The organism is Hymenobacter chitinivorans DSM 11115 (assembly GCF_002797555.1).
Taxonomy (GTDB): domain Bacteria; phylum Bacteroidota; class Bacteroidia; order Cytophagales; family Hymenobacteraceae; genus Hymenobacter; species Hymenobacter chitinivorans.
Window position 1 is genome coordinate 3073587 of record NZ_PGFA01000001.1, and the last position, 15533, is coordinate 3089119.

Annotated in this window: 10 protein-coding genes; 2 read left to right on the top strand and 8 right to left on the bottom strand. The window is 63.1% G+C overall.

What is annotated here, in order from left to right:
- Window positions 1-58 precede the first annotated feature (58 nt).
- The 7 genes from CLV45_RS12970 to CLV45_RS13000 all read right to left on the bottom strand — a co-directional run bounded on the left by CLV45_RS12970 (window position 59) and on the right by CLV45_RS13000 (window position 11404).
- Complete coding sequence (locus tag CLV45_RS12970) at window positions 59-3622, bottom strand: ABC transporter permease/M1 family aminopeptidase (protein WP_100336771.1); 3564 nt, start codon at window positions 3620-3622, stop codon at window positions 59-61.
- Between the two features lie 10 nt (window positions 3623-3632).
- Window positions 3633-4532, bottom strand: coding sequence for an ABC transporter ATP-binding protein (locus CLV45_RS12975; protein ID WP_100336772.1), 900 nt, complete (start codon window positions 4530-4532; stop codon window positions 3633-3635).
- Between the two features lie 218 nt (window positions 4533-4750).
- Entirely contained in the window at window positions 4751-5413 is a 663-nt protein-coding gene (locus CLV45_RS12980) for a CPBP family intramembrane glutamic endopeptidase (RefSeq protein ID WP_157807465.1), read from the bottom strand.
- 178 nt (window positions 5414-5591) lie between these two features.
- Window positions 5592-6332 carry a LytR/AlgR family response regulator transcription factor gene (locus tag CLV45_RS12985; protein ID WP_100336774.1) on the bottom strand — a complete coding sequence of 247 codons (741 nt, stop codon included), beginning with the start codon at window positions 6330-6332 and terminating at the stop codon, window positions 5592-5594.
- A gap of 384 nt (window positions 6333-6716) precedes the next feature.
- A complete protein-coding gene (locus CLV45_RS12990; RefSeq protein WP_100336775.1) occupies window positions 6717-7982 on the bottom strand; it encodes a histidine kinase in 1266 nt (421 codons plus the stop codon).
- A 209-nt stretch (window positions 7983-8191) separates the two neighbouring features.
- A complete protein-coding gene (locus CLV45_RS12995) occupies window positions 8192-9649 on the bottom strand; it encodes a M48 family metalloprotease (protein ID WP_100336776.1) in 1458 nt (485 codons plus the stop codon).
- 300 nt (window positions 9650-9949) lie between these two features.
- Window positions 9950-11404 carry a M48 family metalloprotease gene (locus tag CLV45_RS13000; RefSeq protein ID WP_100336777.1) on the bottom strand — a complete coding sequence of 485 codons (1455 nt, stop codon included), beginning with the start codon at window positions 11402-11404 and terminating at the stop codon, window positions 9950-9952.
- Window positions 11405-11724: 320 nt separating this feature from the next.
- Between CLV45_RS13000 and CLV45_RS13005 the strand changes: the two genes are divergently transcribed.
- On the top strand, window positions 11725-12723 hold the full coding sequence (locus CLV45_RS13005; RefSeq protein WP_157807466.1) for a DUF2157 domain-containing protein: 999 nt from the start codon (window positions 11725-11727) through the stop codon (window positions 12721-12723).
- Window positions 12704-13924 carry a hypothetical protein gene (locus CLV45_RS13010; protein WP_100336779.1) on the top strand — a complete coding sequence of 407 codons (1221 nt, stop codon included), beginning with the start codon at window positions 12704-12706 and terminating at the stop codon, window positions 13922-13924. Before CLV45_RS13005 ends, CLV45_RS13010 begins: the two co-directional genes overlap by 20 nt.
- 266 nt (window positions 13925-14190) lie before the next feature.
- Here CLV45_RS13010 and CLV45_RS13015 read toward each other — a convergent pair whose 3' ends face one another.
- The gene (locus tag CLV45_RS13015) at window positions 14191-15531 is read right to left on the bottom strand and encodes a type IX secretion system plug protein (protein WP_170061853.1); all 1341 of its coding nucleotides are present in this window, start codon (window positions 15529-15531) and stop codon (window positions 14191-14193) included.
- Window positions 15532-15533: the final 2 nt, after the last annotated feature.

The following is a 15533-nucleotide window of genomic DNA, read 5'->3' on the forward strand; positions in this document are numbered from 1 at the left end:
AAAATGCCCCGGCCAGAAATTGGTCGGGGCATTTTGCTTTCAGAGCTAGGCTGTTGGCTTACTTCAGGGCAAAAGCAGCGTGGCTGTTGTCTTCCGGCCGCCGGTCGATGAGCAGGTTGTCCGGGTCGATGACGGCCTTGGCGGGCACCGACGAGACAATCAGTTTCACCACTTTGCGGTGGTTATCGACTAGCAGGCGTTGGCGGGCCAGCACTTTTTCATCAGCCCCGTAGAGGGCCAGGTCGAGGTAGTCGTGCAGGGGGGCCTCGGTTTCCTTGCCCAGCTCATCGGCGTAGCGCTTATGAACTTCGAGCTGGATGATGGCCTGGTAGCGGCCGTCGGGCAGGCGCTGGTAGGCTACTTCCCGCACCTGGTTGTCGTAGAGCGTGATGCGCTTGAGCTGGTCGGCCACGAAGTACTGGAGCGAGTCGGGGGTGGCGCGCAGGATGTAGCGGTACAGGTCTTCCGAGGTGGGGTACGGGGCGGGGCGGCCTTGATAGTCACGGATAAACTGGCCGAGGGCACCGTGGAGGCGTTTTTCACCCAGGTAGCTACGCAACGAGTACAAGGCCAGGGAGCCTTTGGCGTAGTGAATGTGGGGCTGGTCTTCGTTGTAGAGCAAGGGCAGCTCCCGCACTTTTTCACTGGCCCGGCCGCGCAGGTAGTAGTCGAGGGCGTAGCGGCGCATGGTGAGCACCCGCGCCGGGCCATACCGGCGCTCCAGCATCAAGGTCGAAAGGTATTCGGAAACCGATTCCGAGAGGAAAGTAGCGCCCTGCACGGCTGCGCCGGTTACCCGGTGCCCCCACCACTGGTGGGCCATTTCGTGGGCCACGACGCGGTAGGTGCGGTCCACGTCGTGGTCGTCGGGGCTGGTCTGGGCAATGAAGCCGAGGCCTTCGGAGTAGGGCATGGTGCCGGGAAACGCCTGGGCAAACTTCTGGTAGCGCGGAAACTCGATGATGCGGGCCTGCTGCTGCGGATACGCCCCAAACTGCTGGCCGTAGTACGCCAGGGAAGTGCGCATGGAGCGCATCATCCGGTCCAGGTTGTAGGGATGGCCGGGGTGGTAGTAGATTTCCAGGTCGACGCCGTTCTGCCGTTCCCGCCGCACTTTGTAGCGGGCCGAGGTGATGGAGTAGAAGTTGAGCACCGGCGCGGCCAAACGGTAGTGGAAGTAGCGGCGCCCGTTCTGCTGCCATTCCTTCAGCAGCGCGCCGGGGGCCACGGCAATCTGGTCGGGGCTGGTGCTGAGCGTGGCTTCGAAGCGCAGCCGGTCGGCATCGGTGGAAATGTAGGTATTGGCGTAGGCCGCCGAGTCGGTTTGCGGGGCCATACGGGGCCGCTCGGGCAGGTTGAACTTGGCCCGGTCGGTGGCACTTTCCAGCTCCATATTCCGGGTGTAGCCGATGGTGGGCGCCAGCTCGAAGTTGTTGAGGAAGGTACCGTTACCGTTAATCAGGGGCCGGGAAACCTTATTTTCGAAGCCCCGGGCCCGATACTGGGCCGAGTAGCCGAGCACCAGCGAGTCGCCGGGAGCCAGGGCGGGCTGCAGCGCGAAGCTGCGGAAGTGCAGGCGCTCATCGTTGAGCACGGGCCGGGCGCCGGGAATGGTGAACCGGAAGTCTTCCAGGTAGCTGCCGTAGGACAAACGCAGGGTATCGAGCGGCCGGCCGGTTCTGTTGGTGAGCGTGAGCTGGCCCCGCACCTGCACGGCGCGGGCTTCGGGTGTGAGGTCGATTTGCAGGTTTACGGCCGTTATGCGGGGCTGGGGGGCGTGCTCGTAGCGTTTGTAGCGCTTTTCGTACTCGGCCGGCAGGCTCTGGTCCTCGTGCTCGGTGGTGTAGTCGTTGCGCACGTCGATGTTGTAGTAAATCCAGGCGCCCAGGCCCAGCCAGGCCAGCAGGCCGGCGGCGGCCACGGCCCGCAACGCAGGGGTAAACGACTGCCGCAGCTGCACGGCACTGAACGCCCCGCCCACGGCCCGGCCCCGTACCCAGAGGCCGGCGGTGAGGGCCAGCAGCAGCACGCAGAAGGCCGTCCAGTAGAGCTTGAACCACACGATGCTTTCGGCGAAGGGCCCGAAGCCGTTCATGTCGGAGTAGGTGAAGGCGGGCGTATCGGCGAAGCGGAAGAGGTTGTTGTTCCAATCCAGGGCGGCGCCGCTGATGGCCTGCAGCAGAATGATGGCCACCGTGAGGCCGTAGGCCAGGAACTTGTTGCGCAGCAGCACGTGCAAAAACACCGTGCCCACGGCCACCATCACGTAGCGGGTAAACTCGATGCCGAACACGGCCTGCCCGTAGAGGCTCCACTCGAAATTGGTGTAGCCCTGCAGAGCCTGAGCCGCCACGCACACCAGCACGCCCATGCTCGTCAGAAAGGCCGCAATGAAGACCAGGGTCAGCATTTTGGCCGTGTAGGGCACCCACGACGGGCGGGGCGAGGCGTCGAGAATACCGTCGAGGCGGGCGTCCTGCTCCTTCCAGACCAGGGCCCCACCGTAGTACACCAGCACGGCAATGACGAACAGGCCGTAGGTACCGTTAATCAGGTCGAGCATGGTGTAGGTGACCGGGTAAAAGTGGCCGCCTTCCCGCTCCGAGGCCGTGGCCGCAATGCTGAGCAGGTTGAGCATGCCCAGGCCCAGCAGAATCCAGAACGGCACGCTTTTCAGAATGCCCAGCAAGTCGAGGCGGGCCTGCTGCAGGAGCTGCACCAGGGCGGCATTTCGGTCGTGGCGGGGCTGCACCCGGGGCCGGGGCGTAGGGGTTGAGGCCCGCACCGGGGCTACGGGCTCAACTAAGCGCTGCTTTTTGACTTTGCCGGTGGCAGTGGTAAAGGAAAATACGCCGTGGGTGAGGCCCATCAGGGCGCCGGCAATACCCAGCCACACGAGGCGGTTGGTGAGCAGTGGCCCGACGAATTCCGGCAAGGCGGTGTTTTTCTCGGCCACCGTCCAGTACTTAGTCAGGGAGTGCAGGGTGCGCAGGCCGAAGGGGTCGAGCAGCAGCACGCTGGTGGGCGTATCGAGGTTGGGCGTCAGCAAACCCACCAGCAGAAAGCCCACCATCAGCCCCAGAGCGGCAATAAAGGCGTAGACTGTGTTGCGCGTCAGCACCGTGAGGCAGTAGATAATGGCCCCGGCCAGCACCACGTTGGGCACGATGAACAGCCCAACGGCCTGCACGTAAGGCAGCAGCTGAAACGCGCCCACCCGGGCCGGCTCGTTGAGCGGCGTGCCCAGCAGAATTGCCAACACCAGGCCCAGCAAAGCCAGGACGGCTACCAGCACCCCGCCGGTGAAGCGGCCCCAGAGGTAGCCGGCTTTTTCGAGCGGGGCGGCGTACAGCACTTGCGCGTAGCCGGAGCCCGAGTCGCGGGTGGCGGTGCTGGCCATGATGGCCGTGATGAAGAGCAGGCAGAGCATGGTCATGGCCCCGGCCCGGCTCAGGATGGCAAAGGGCGCGTTGACGTGCAGGTTGCGCAAGTCCTGGCCCATTTGCAGGTTGGGCCAGAGCATGGCCAGAAACGTGAGGCCGAAGGTGACGGCCAGAAAGACGTAGGTCAGCGGCTGCTTGCGCCAGGTGGCCAGCTCGAAGCGAAGAAAGGCGGTAAACATGGCGGTGGGCTTAGGCGGGAACGGACACTGACTGCGCGGCGGCTTTCCCCTGAATGGTGGAGAAAAACACGTCTTCCAAACTGGGCTCGACGGCCTGAAAACCGGCCGGCTCCAGCTCCTCGCCCACCACGTGCAGCAGGGGTTGCCCGGCCAGCAGCTTGGTCGAAATCACGCTGTACTGCTGCTGATACTCGGCCAGCTCGGCCTTGTCGATGGTCCGCTCCCAGATCCGGCCCTTGAGCTCGTGCATAGCCGCCTGGGGCTGCCCGGCAAACAGCACCCGACCCTGGTTGATGATGGCCATGTTGCGGCACAGCTCCCGCACATCGTCCACAATATGAGTGCTCAGGATGACGATGATGTTCTCCCCGATTTCGCTCAGCAGGTTGTAAAACCGGTTCCGCTCCCCGGGGTCGAGGCCGGCCGTGGGCTCATCGACGATGATGAGCAAAGGTTGACCAATCAGGGCCTGGGCAATGCCGAAGCGCTGCTTCATACCGCCCGAAAACGTGCTGATGCTGCGCTTGCGCACTTCGTAGAGGTTGGTTTGCTCCAGCAGGGCCTTCACCGTCTCGCGCCGCTCCCCGCGGTTCACAATGCCCTTTACCACGGCCATGTGGTCGAGCAAATCTTCGGCCGACACCCGGGGGTAGACGCCAAACTCCTGGGGCAGGTAGCCCAGCACCCGGCGCAGGGCCATCTGGTCGTGCAGGGCGTCGATGGCGTCGAGGTGGATGCTGCCGCTGTCGGGAGCCTGCAGCGTGGCAATAGTACGCATCAGGGAGCTTTTGCCGGCGCCGTTGGGGCCAAGCAAGCCGAACATGCCCTGCGGAATGGTCAGACTCACGTTGTCGAGGGCCTTGACCCCGTTAGGGTAGGTTTTCGACAGGTTTTTGATGATTAGGTCCATGCTGAAAGGAGTTTAGGAGCGGTGTCGTGGCGCCTGCCACGCGGTTTTCTGCCGTAAACATGCCTTTCTTGTGCGCGCCCGGCAACGTAGAATGAGTAAGTGGTAGCCGCGGGCTAGAATCCGGCCGGCTTGGGTGAGCTTCCACTAGCCCGGCCTCGGCGGCAAAGTACGGGCCTTGCGCCATCCGGCCGGCGCGGCCCGCACCGGCCACTCGTCACTCAAAGAATGTGGTAGAAAATGAAGTAGCTCATCGTCACGTTGAACAGCGCGTGCGCCGTCATAGCGCCCAGAATCGAGCCGCTCCAAGCGCGGGCCAGGGAAAACAGCAGGCAGCTGATGAAGAGCCCCGCCACCCAGAGCAAACTGGGCCCAAGCAGAAAGTGCCAGCCCGAGCCTGAGTACACGAGGCCGAAATGCGCGAGGTGGACCACCGCAAACGCGGCGCTGTCGAGCAGCGTAGCCCGGGCGTTGCCCAAGCTCGCCCGGAAGCATTCGTGCACCAGCCCCCGGTAGAACAGCTCTTCCCCGATGGGGCTGAACACCATGCTGGTGCCGGCATAAATCAGAAAAAACAGCCGGCGGGTGTCGGCAGTCAGCACGGTCGGCACCTTGTAGGTGCGGGAGATGTAAACCAATGGGTTGCTTTCCGTCAGGCCAAAGCAGAGCGAAGCCAGATAAAATAGCCCCGCACAGCTCACCACGCCCACTACGCCGCCCAGCAGCACGCTCCACCACCGGGCCGGCCACACCAAGCCGATTTGCCGGCGGCCGGCCCGGGTCAACAACAAAAAAGGTAGCAGAATCATGGCCACAAAAACCAGTGCGACTACCTGGTAGCTTCTGGTAACGTTGGCCTGGAGCACCAGCGCAAAGCGTATCACGCTGAAAACGGCCAACAGCCAACCGCCGGTTTTAGCATCAAGGCGTAACCGGTGGCCGACAAATTTCTTGAAATGCGGTATAGTCGGGACGGGTACGGGTGGCATCATACGGCGAGAGGGGAGTTGAATGGGGTAAACCCGGCCGGTTTCGGCGGGGCAGTGGTATCGAGCCGTCCGCTCAGGCCTGGAACCGCTTCATCAGCTCGTCCTTCTTGCGGCGCGAGACTTCGATGATGGATTCGTCGGTGAGTTGCACGTAGCCGCCGCTGCCCTTGATGTAGCGCTTCACGTGGGCGGCATTGATCAGGTGCGACTGGTGGATGCGGATAAAGCCGTAATCGGCAAAAAGCTCCTCGTATTCCTTGAGCGTGCGGCTGACCAGAATCCGCTCCTTGCCTTCGAGCACGAAGAGCGTGTAGTTGTCGTCGGCCTGGCAGCGTACTACCCGGGTTATTTCCACCACCTCGAAGCCTTGCATAGTGGGCAATACCACCTTGCCGGCCAGGCCGGTCCGCTCCCGCAGGTTGTCGTAGAGAGTGTGGAGCTGGGAGGCGACGGGGGCTTTTTGGCGCTGGGTTTTGGCTACGGCTTCGCGCAGGTCGGCCACGCCCACGGGTTTGAGCAGGTAGTCGAGGGCGCAGAATTTGATGGCGCGCAGGGCGTACCGGTCGTGGGCAGTGGTGAAGATAATGTCGAACGAAGCGCTGCCCAGCGTGTCGAGCAAATCGAAGCCCGAGCCCAGGGGCATTTCCACGTCCAGAAACAGCAAGTCGGGCGTTTGCTCACGCAACAACCGCAAGCCATCCTCCGCCGAGGCTGCCTCCCCAATTATCGTGACGTCGGGGCAATAATGCTCCAGCAAGGCGCGCAGGGCACTCCGGGTATTGGTTTCGTCGTCGATGAGAATAGTGCGAATCACGGGCAGAGGTAGGCAGTAAATAGCGGAGTTGGCAGCAAGGTAAGCTAGACTATATAGGAAAAGCCAATAGCAGCCGAAAACTGCCGGTCAGGTCGACCATTCTGCGCTTCAAGCCGACAGGAGGCAGCTTGCCTGCTGAGTGTGCCACACTATCTGTCATCCTTCATCTAGTGTACGCTTGCGAAGGACCTTCTCACGCTGGCACGAGTTGTAACAACGTCAGTCGTTCGTATCCTATAAGGTCCTTCGCAAGCTCAGGATGACAGTTACTACTGCACGCGAAATGTCTCGCTACGGCTCGAGATGACCACCGGCAGTTTTGCAGCAACGAAGCGGGAGAGATGCTTCGGCAGGCGGACGACAGATTAAGCATGACGTTCTGCTTCAAGAATGCTGCCGCGGGATGCGCACCACCACGCGGGTACCCTGGGCAGTGCTGCCGGGCTGGGCCAGGTCAACGATTTCGATGGAAATGGGCAGGCGGGACTGGCGGCTGAGCAAGGCCACACGCTCCTGCACGATGGCCATGCCCCGGGATGGAAAGCCGGCGTGGGTACCACTCTGGCCGGCGGCCCGCTGCCGCCCGACGCCGTTATCCTCCACCACGGCCACCAGGTACTCCCCTTCCCCGCTGATCCGCACTGCCACGTGGCCCTGCCCGGTATGGTGGGCCAAGCCGTGCCACACCGCGTTTTCCACGAAGGGGTGCAGCAGCATGGCCGGAATTTCCTCGTCCAGCAGATGCTCGTCGGCCTGCACGGCGTAGGTAAACTGCTGCTCGAAGCGCAGGGCCTCCAGTTCCAGGTAGGTGCGCAGCAGGTTCAACTCGGTGCGCACGGGTAGCTGGGGCTGGCGCGACTGTTCCAGAATCAGGCGCATCAGGCCGCCGAAGCGGGCCAGGTAGTGCTGGGCCGCTTCCGACTCGTGGCGCAGGATGTACTTCTGAATGGACTGCAGGGAATTGAAGACGAAGTGCGGGTTCATCTGGGCCAGCAGGGCCTGCTGCTCGGTTTGGGCCAGGCGCAGCTGCACGTGCTGCCCCCGATGCCTGCGGCGGCGCGTCCAGAGCACGCCACCCAGCAGCAGGGCCCCGGCCGCGGCCCAGCCCAGCCACTGCCAGCTGAAAGGCGGCTCCTTGGGCAGGCGCCGGATGCCCTGCCGGGTCACGAACACCCAGCTGCGCGCGTCCTCGCCGATAAACTGCACGTCGAGGCCGCGCAATTCGGCTACGGGTGTCAGGCGGCGGTTTTCGGAGCGCACCGCGCCGGCTCGGGTGCCAATCCAGAGCGGGCCATCAGCGGCTTGATACAGAGCGGTTATTTGCTTGCTAGGCAGGCCTTCCTGATAGGTGACTTCCCGAAACCCGGCCCCTTCGTACACCAGCAGCCCTTCCCGCGTACCAACCCAGACCTGCCCGGCCGCGTCCTGGGCCAGAGCAGTGATGGTGTCGTTGCTTAGGCCGTTGCGGGTAGTAAACCGGGTAGTGCCTGTCGGCTCAGTTAGCCGCAAACCGGGCGCGGCGGCTTCCCATACGCGGCCCTGTTGGTCAATTAGGAGGACGTGCTGCTGCGCCAGGGCGGCCGGGGCGAAGAACAGTACAAAGCTTAGAGAAGCGTAAAACAGCAGGTGTCGGAGCCGGCGCGGAAGCATCTTCTGTATCAGTGTACCCAAAGTAGACGGCGAAAGGCGGAGGGAAGTACGAATATTGACCTCGGCCGCAAGGTGCCACTTTTATTTCAGCCTGTGGCAATGCCCACTCTGTCCCTGCCCGACTAGTTTATTCCGAGCAACGCCTGTAAAAACGAAAACCCGCTGAGCAGGAACTCAGCGGGTTTTCTTACGAAAGGGGGAAGGAGCTACTATTTGCCCACCACCTTAAACAGCGTGCCCGCAGGCAGTTTGGTCGTCAATTGCATGCCGTTGAGAATGGCCATTTCCTCGCGCCGGGCCGAGGGCACCCCGTTGGCGGCCAGGGCGGCGCTGAGCGTGGTGGCCGTTTTCACGGTCCGGATGTGGACTTTCTCGGCCTGGCGGTTCAGCTTGTTGGCGTCGGTGAGGCGGCTGAAGCCCTGGGCCACGCTGCTGAACGTGCCGGAATACGTGCCAAAAGCCGAGGGCGAGGTCAGGCCGATGAGGGCGAAGATGCTCTGCCCGTCCTGGATGAGGTAGGTAAGCGTGCGGGCCGTGACGCCCTGCTGCCCGCTCTGGTCCTGCCCCACCTGGTCGGCCTGGATGGCGACGGCCGGGAAGCCGTTGATGGTGGTCCGGCTGGCCTGGGCCGACTGCAGCTTCAGCTGGGTTACCAGGGCTTCGGCGGCGGCATCGAGGGAGTTGCCGGGGGCGGGCAGCAGAGCAATAATGGCTTTGCCGTTGGGCTCGGCCATCTGGAATTGCTCGGGCGAGTTCTGGGTTTTCCAGCCCGAGGGCACCGGGAAGCGGAATTTCAGGTCGGGGTGGTAGAACACGCCACCTTCCACGAAGCCCTGGCGCGGGTCTTCGCCGAAGGGCAGGCCCTCGATGGAGCGCAGGTAGGAGTCACGGTTGACGGCCAGCTTGGCCGAGCCCGTCTGCTGCTTGGCCTGGGCGGCGAGGCCCTTCACGCGGGTGTAGCGGTCGGCCGAGTTGGGGTGGGTCGAGAGGAAAGTAGGAATGCCGCCGGCCCCGCTTTGCTCCTCGGTGCGCTGCAGGGTTTGGAAGAAGTCGGCCATGTTGGCCGCGTCGTAGCCGATTTTGGTCGAGTACTTCACGCCCAGCCCGTCGGCTTCATTCTCGGCGTCGCGGCCGTACTTGAGCAGGCCCAGGCCCACCACCTGCGACAAGGGCTGGGCCAAACGCCCGACCACGCCCGGCGACACGACCGAGCCCACGCCCAGCAGAATGCTGCTGATGGTGCTGCGCGTCTGCTGTTTCTGGCCGTGGCGGGCCGTGATGTGGCCCAGCTCGTGGCCCAGCACCCCGGCAAACTGCGCCTCGTTGTTGAAGTAGGCCATAATGCCCCGGGTGAAGTACACGTGGCCATCGGGGGTGGCAAAGGCGTTGATAACCGGCGAGTCGACGATGGTGAAGCCGTAGTCGCCGGGGCGGTCCGACACCTTGTTCATCTGCTGGCCCTTGGCGTCGATGAGCTTTTGCAGGGTGGCGTTGTTGTAGAGGCCAAACTGGGCAATAACGGCCGGGTCGGGCTTAGGCCCTTGCAAGGGGGCCAGGTAGTAGCGAAAGGGCTTTTCGGTGGGCGCCGAGGTGGTAGAGCCGCTCAGGGGCAGCAGGGCCAGCAGCAGGGCGCCGGTCGAAAGGCCGCGCAACAGGGGAGATTTCATAGGTAGACAAGCAGCCAAAGCCGCGTAGAGTGGGAAAGGATGAGCTTGCAACGGCCCGCCCGTGGGCAGGGTTGCAAGCCGGGTGAACCATCACCCTAACGGCCGCAAGAAACGGCGGATTCCTCCGCCAAGCCAAAAAACCTGCCAACTACGATTTGGTATTTAGTTGCTAGAAACAGACTTGTCATCCTGAGCTTGCGAAGGACCTTATCACCGAAGAACAAGTCGTACTAATGGTTGTCGTTCGTATCCCATAAGGTCCTTCGCAAGCTCAGGATGACAGACGACTGACCGCACGGCCTACTTGCCGACCACCTTAATCAACGACCCCGCATTTACCTGCTCATTGAGCTGCATGCCGTTGAGAATGGCCATTTCCTCCAGGCGCTTTTCGGGCACGCCGTTGGTTTTCAGGGCCTGGCTCAGGGTGCTGCGCAGCTTCAAGGTTTTGACGCGCACGTGCTCGGGCTGGCGGTTTAGCTTGTCGGGCTCAGTGAGGCGGGCAAAGCCTTCCATGGTGCTGCTGAAGGTGGGCTGGTAGGCCGGGAAGTCGGCGGGGGCGGCGGCGCCGAGCAGGGCGTAGATGGTTTTGCCGTCCTGAATCAGGTAGACCTGGGTGCGCACACCGGCCACCGACTGCCCCGTTTGGGGGTCCTGCTGCACTTGGTCGGCCACGAAGGCCAGGGCCGGGAAGCCGCCCACCGTCGTGTGGCGCGAGTCGGTGGGCTGCAGGCTGAACTGCTTGACCAGGGCCTGGGCGGCTTCGTCGAGGGAAGCGCCGGGGGCCAGAGCCAGCATCATCAGGGCCTTGCCGGCGGGGTCGGCCATCTGAAACTGCTGGGGCGTGTTCTGGTGCTTCCAGCCGGCGGGCACGGGGAAGCGGAACTTGAGCTCGGGGTGGTAAAAGGCGTTGTTTTCCACGAAGCCCTGGCGCGGGTCTTCGCCGTACACGATGCCGTCAATCATGCGCAGGTACTGGTCCCGGTTGATTTTCAGGTTCTTGGGGTTGCCGTTCTGCTGCTTCCACTGGTCGGCCAGCTGGTGCACGCGGTTGTAACGGTCGGCCGGGTTAGGGTGGGTCGAGAGAAAGTCCGGAATCGGGTCGGCCCCGCTTTGCTCCTGCTCCCGCTGCAAGGTCTGGAAGAAGTCGGCCATCTGGGAGGCGTCGTACCCGATTTTGGAGGAATACTGCACGCCCAGCTCGTCGGACTGACTTTCGTCGTCGCGCCCAAATTTGAGGAAGAGCAGCTGCATGCCCTGGGCGGCCTGCTCCCCGAACTGGGCCAGGCGGGGCGAGGCTATCATGGCCCCCATCAAGCCCACCTGCCCGATGATGGCGTTGGTTTGCTGCTTGGCCGAGTGCCGGGCCGTGACGTGGCCGATTTCGTGGCCCAGCACCCCGGCAAACTGCGCCTCGTTGTTGAAATGGGCCATAATGCCACGGGTGAAGTACACGTAGCCGCCAGGAATGGCAAAGGCGTTGATGACCGGCGAATCGACGACGCGGAAGTTGTAGGTCAGCTCGGGGCGGTGGGAAATGGCGCCCATGGCCTTGCCCTTCTCGTTGATGAAGTTCTGCAGCTTCTGGTCGGGGTAGATGCCGAACTGGGCCGCCACGGCCGGGTCCGACTGCTGGCCCATGGCCAGTTCCTGCCCTTTGGAGACGAGCATGACTTCCTTTTTCCCGGTTACGGGGTTGGTCGAGCAGGCCGACACGGCCAGCAGCGCGGCGGCTAGGGGTAGGATTGGTTTCATCGGGTGGGGAGTGAGAAGTACACAGGTGCGTTGGCGTAATGCTACGCGAAATCTTCGATTTCGGCTCAATCAGCCCCTATGCCGGATCTAAGTGACACAATCGAAAAAAATAAATCAATTGTGTTACTCGCCTGAGTAAGGCACTGCAAAAAAATAAATCAGGTACCCTACTGTCTTGTAAGGCCTCCGAAAAAAATAATTCAGGAGCCTTACTGAGCCCGCGCCAGAATGCCGCGGAGGCTGACAATGCAGAAAGCCCTATGTTTACCCAGTCCGGGGCGGCATGCCCGGCTCACGCTACATCCTTACCCACCTATTGCATGACTGATAGAATCCTGGCGGCTTTACGGGCCGCCAACCTGATTTCCGCCGAGCAGGACGCGGCCATTGCCACCTACGAGCGGGAAAAACCCTTTTCGCTGTACTACGAGCTGCGGACCCTGCTTTCGTTGGGCGTCACGCTGCTGAGTACCGGCCTGGGCCTGCTCATTTATAAGAACATCGATACGCTGGGCCACGGCGTGCTAGTAGCCCTGATTGCCCTGCTGTCGGCGGCGGGCTTCACGTATGCGTTCCGCAAGCGGCAGCCCTTCACCTGGGGCATGGCCCGCAACTCCACCGGCGCCGACTATGCCCTGCTGCTGGCCTGCCTCACGCTGCTGACCCTGGTGGGCTACCTGCAGTACCAGTACACCTTTTTCGGGACGCGCTACGGCCTGTTGGTGCTCCTGCCCACGCTGGTGTTCTTCTACTGCGCCTACCGCTTCGACCACCGCGGGGTGCTGTCGATGGCCCTGACCGGGCTGGCGGCCTGGGTGGGCGTGTCGGTGGCCCCGGTGTCGGCTTTCACTTCCAACGACTACGAACTGCCCCACCTTGACGCCATTGCCATCGGGCTGGGCCTGCTGCTGGCCGGCGTGGGGCTGGCCTCGGAGTACCTGGACCGCAAAAAGCACTTCAGCTACACCTACCTGCTGCTGGGCAGCAACCTGGCTTTGGTAGCCCTGCTGACGGCCATGTTTCGGGGCAGCTTTGAGCAGGCGGGGTTTCTGCCGCCCGTGCTGGCCGCCCTGCTCATTATCGTCCTGAGCGGGGCCCTGTACTGGTACGCCCGCCACACCCACTCCTACGTGTTTGTGCTGCTGGGCGCCCTCTACGGCTACATTGCCGTGACCTACCTCTTTTTCCAGCTGGAAGAATCGGGCCGCGACATGGTGGGCCTGGCTTTCGTGTACTTCCCGGCCTCGGCCGTGGGCGTGGTGTTATTGCTGTTGAACCTGAAAAAAATTGTGGGAAGCCATGAGCAAGAAGGCGTATAACGAGGAGTGGATTTTCAACCGGGAAGTGCAGGACACGGCCCGGCGCTGGGCTAAAGCCGCCCTGCTGCAGCCCACGCAGGTCGGGGCCATCCGGGCGGCGTTTCCCAGTGAGTTCTACGAGCCTCACCTGTTCGTGCGCATTGCCCTGTTTATCTTCACTTGCCTGGCCAATGCCACGGCGGCCGGACTGGTGTTTCTGGTGCTCATGGAAGGCGCCCGCGGCGGCCACGCCGAGGAAGTACGTGGGCTGCTGGCCTGCCTGCTCTGCGGCGGAGGTACGCTGCTGCTGCTGGAGCTGCTGATTTCCTCGAACCACCTCTACCGCTCCGGGGCCGACAATGCCCTGCTTTACATGGGCGTGGGCTACCTGGCCGTGGCGGTCATTATTGGCTACGGCCTGCTGGTGCCCCACTCCGTTGATATCGACGATTTGCAGGAGCTCGGGCTGCGCTGGCCCCTGCTGAGCCTGATGGCGGTGGTCACGCTCACGGCCGTCGTCCGCTACGCCGACCCGCTGGCCGCCGCCCTCACCCTGCTGCTCTACCTGGGCATTGTGGGCGTGGTGGTGCTGCGCCTGCCCCTGGGCCGGGCTCTGCTGCCCTTCGCCCTGATGCTGGCCTGCGCGGGCAGCTACTGGCTGGGGCAGCAGCTCACCCGCCGCCCCGACTACCTCTACTACCGCCCGGCCGTGCGCACGGTGAAGGCCCTGACCCTGGCTTGCTTTTACCTGGCCGGCAACTACCTGGTGGTGCGCGAAACAAATGCCCTGCTCAACAACTTGCCGGTATCGGTCCAAATTCCCTTCGCCCCGCTGTTTTACCTTTTCACGGTGGCCATTCCCCTGCTCTACATCTTCCAGGGCCTGCGCCGCGCCGACCGGATTTTTCTCTACGCCGGTCTGCTCAGCCTGGGCTTTTCGCTCTACACCTACCGCTTCTACCGCTCGGTGATGCCCCCGGAATGGGCCCTCACGCTGGGCGGGGCGGTGCTCATCGTCTTTTCGGGCTGGGCCCTGCGCTACCTGCGCCCCGCCCGGTACGGCCTCTCCTCCGAGCCCGCCGACAGCCCCGCCTTCAGCCAGCTCAACCTGGAGTCGCTGGTGATGTCGCACGTCACCGAAACCACCATGCAGCCCCACGAGCCCGGCTTCCAGTTCGGCGGCGGCCAGTCGGGCGGCGGCGGCGCGGAGGGGCAATGGTGAATGAGTGATTTGGTGAATGAGTGAGTTTGTTGTTCTAATTGCGCTGTCATGGCGAGAATTGCGCTGTCATGGCGAGGCCGCAGGCCGTAGCCATCCGCCCACTGAGTGCCGAGTGCCCTAAAGTGAAAAGCCCTTTCCCGTTGTGTACGAGAAAGGGCTTTCTGGTAAAAGGAAAGTACTAGCAGAGGACGGCGGGCTTCGTGGGGCCTCGCAATGGCACAGTCTGCGCCACTCGCGCCGTCAGAACGACAACTCACTCATTCACCTCAAGGCCTGCGGCTGTTGACGTCGATGCTTTGGTAGCCGATGAGCAGGTCGGCGCGGGTGCCGGGCGGGCGGTAGTAGACGAGCAGGTCGTACTGGTTTTCGGTTTCCTGGTGGCTGCCTTCGAAGTACACGTCGTCGGGGGCGCCGCTGGGCTTGCCCACCACGTAGTAGTAGTTATAGTAGCCCTGTTTGAGCAGGGCCGTGCCCGCGTACTCTTTCTGCTCGACGTTGTAGGTGAGCTTAAACTCGTCCTGGAGCTTCCAGTCGGTGAGGGCGCCGAAGACGTAGACCGGGCCGGGCGCGGGCTGGTCGGCGCGCAGCCGGAACGTGACGTTGGCGTAGTCGCCGTTGGTGGCTCCGTTGCCGTACTCCCGGCTTTCAAACACGCGCTGCCCGTTGATGTCGTCGAACTGGGTGTAGCTCTGCCCGTTGCGGCTGGCCTCGGGGCTCAGCACCACGGTGCGGGGCGCGGTGGTGGGGTCCAGCTCGGCCATGCCCGCGCCCATGGTGCGCACCGAGCGCATGTCGAAGTAGCGGAACTCGCTGCTGGCCGGAAAGGCGTTTTCGAAGTTGAAGTACTGGTAGTCGAGGCGGCGCTCGGCGTCGCGCACGAAGGTGGGCCGCAGGTTGGTCTTGGCGTTGTCCCAGCGGAAGTTCTGGCGCAGCATCACCTTCACCTCCTGGCTCGGATTCACCAGGTTCAGCCCGTTGTAGCTAATGGAGAAATCAACTTGCTGCAGGGTGTAGCGCTCCTGCCCGGCCACCGGAATACCCTGCCGGATGCCGACTTCCACGCCGTTTTCATACACCAGCAGGCGGCGCGACACCACCGGCACCCCACCCGCGCCGCTCACCACCAGCAGGTAGTTGCCGCTGAGCTTGACCCGGGGCACCTGCATGCGGTAGTGGTAGTAGGGCACCTTCACGTTGACGCCGGTGCGGTAGTCGGTAATCAGAAACTCGTTGATTTCGCTCAGAAACTGCAGGTCCGTCAGCACCGAGGGCTTCCAGTCCAGGTCACAGTGCACGAGCTTGGCCGTGAGGCGCTGGGAGCCGTTACCCAGAATGTCAAACTCCAGCACAATGGGCTGCTGCTGGCTGATGGGCACCACCGGGGGCTGAAATATCTCGGTGTTCTGGCCCGTGGCCACGTAGCACTGCACCGAGCGCACGTCGGGGTTGTAGGTGTAGTCCTCGTAGCGCAGGGTTTTGTCGGCATAATACTCCGGGGGACGCTGCGCCTGACTGCCCCGCGGGGCGTTGGGGTCGGTGATGGGGGTGCCCAGCGGCACGCAGGCAGAGGTGGTCAGCAGAGCAGCGGGCAGGAAATAACGGAGCATAG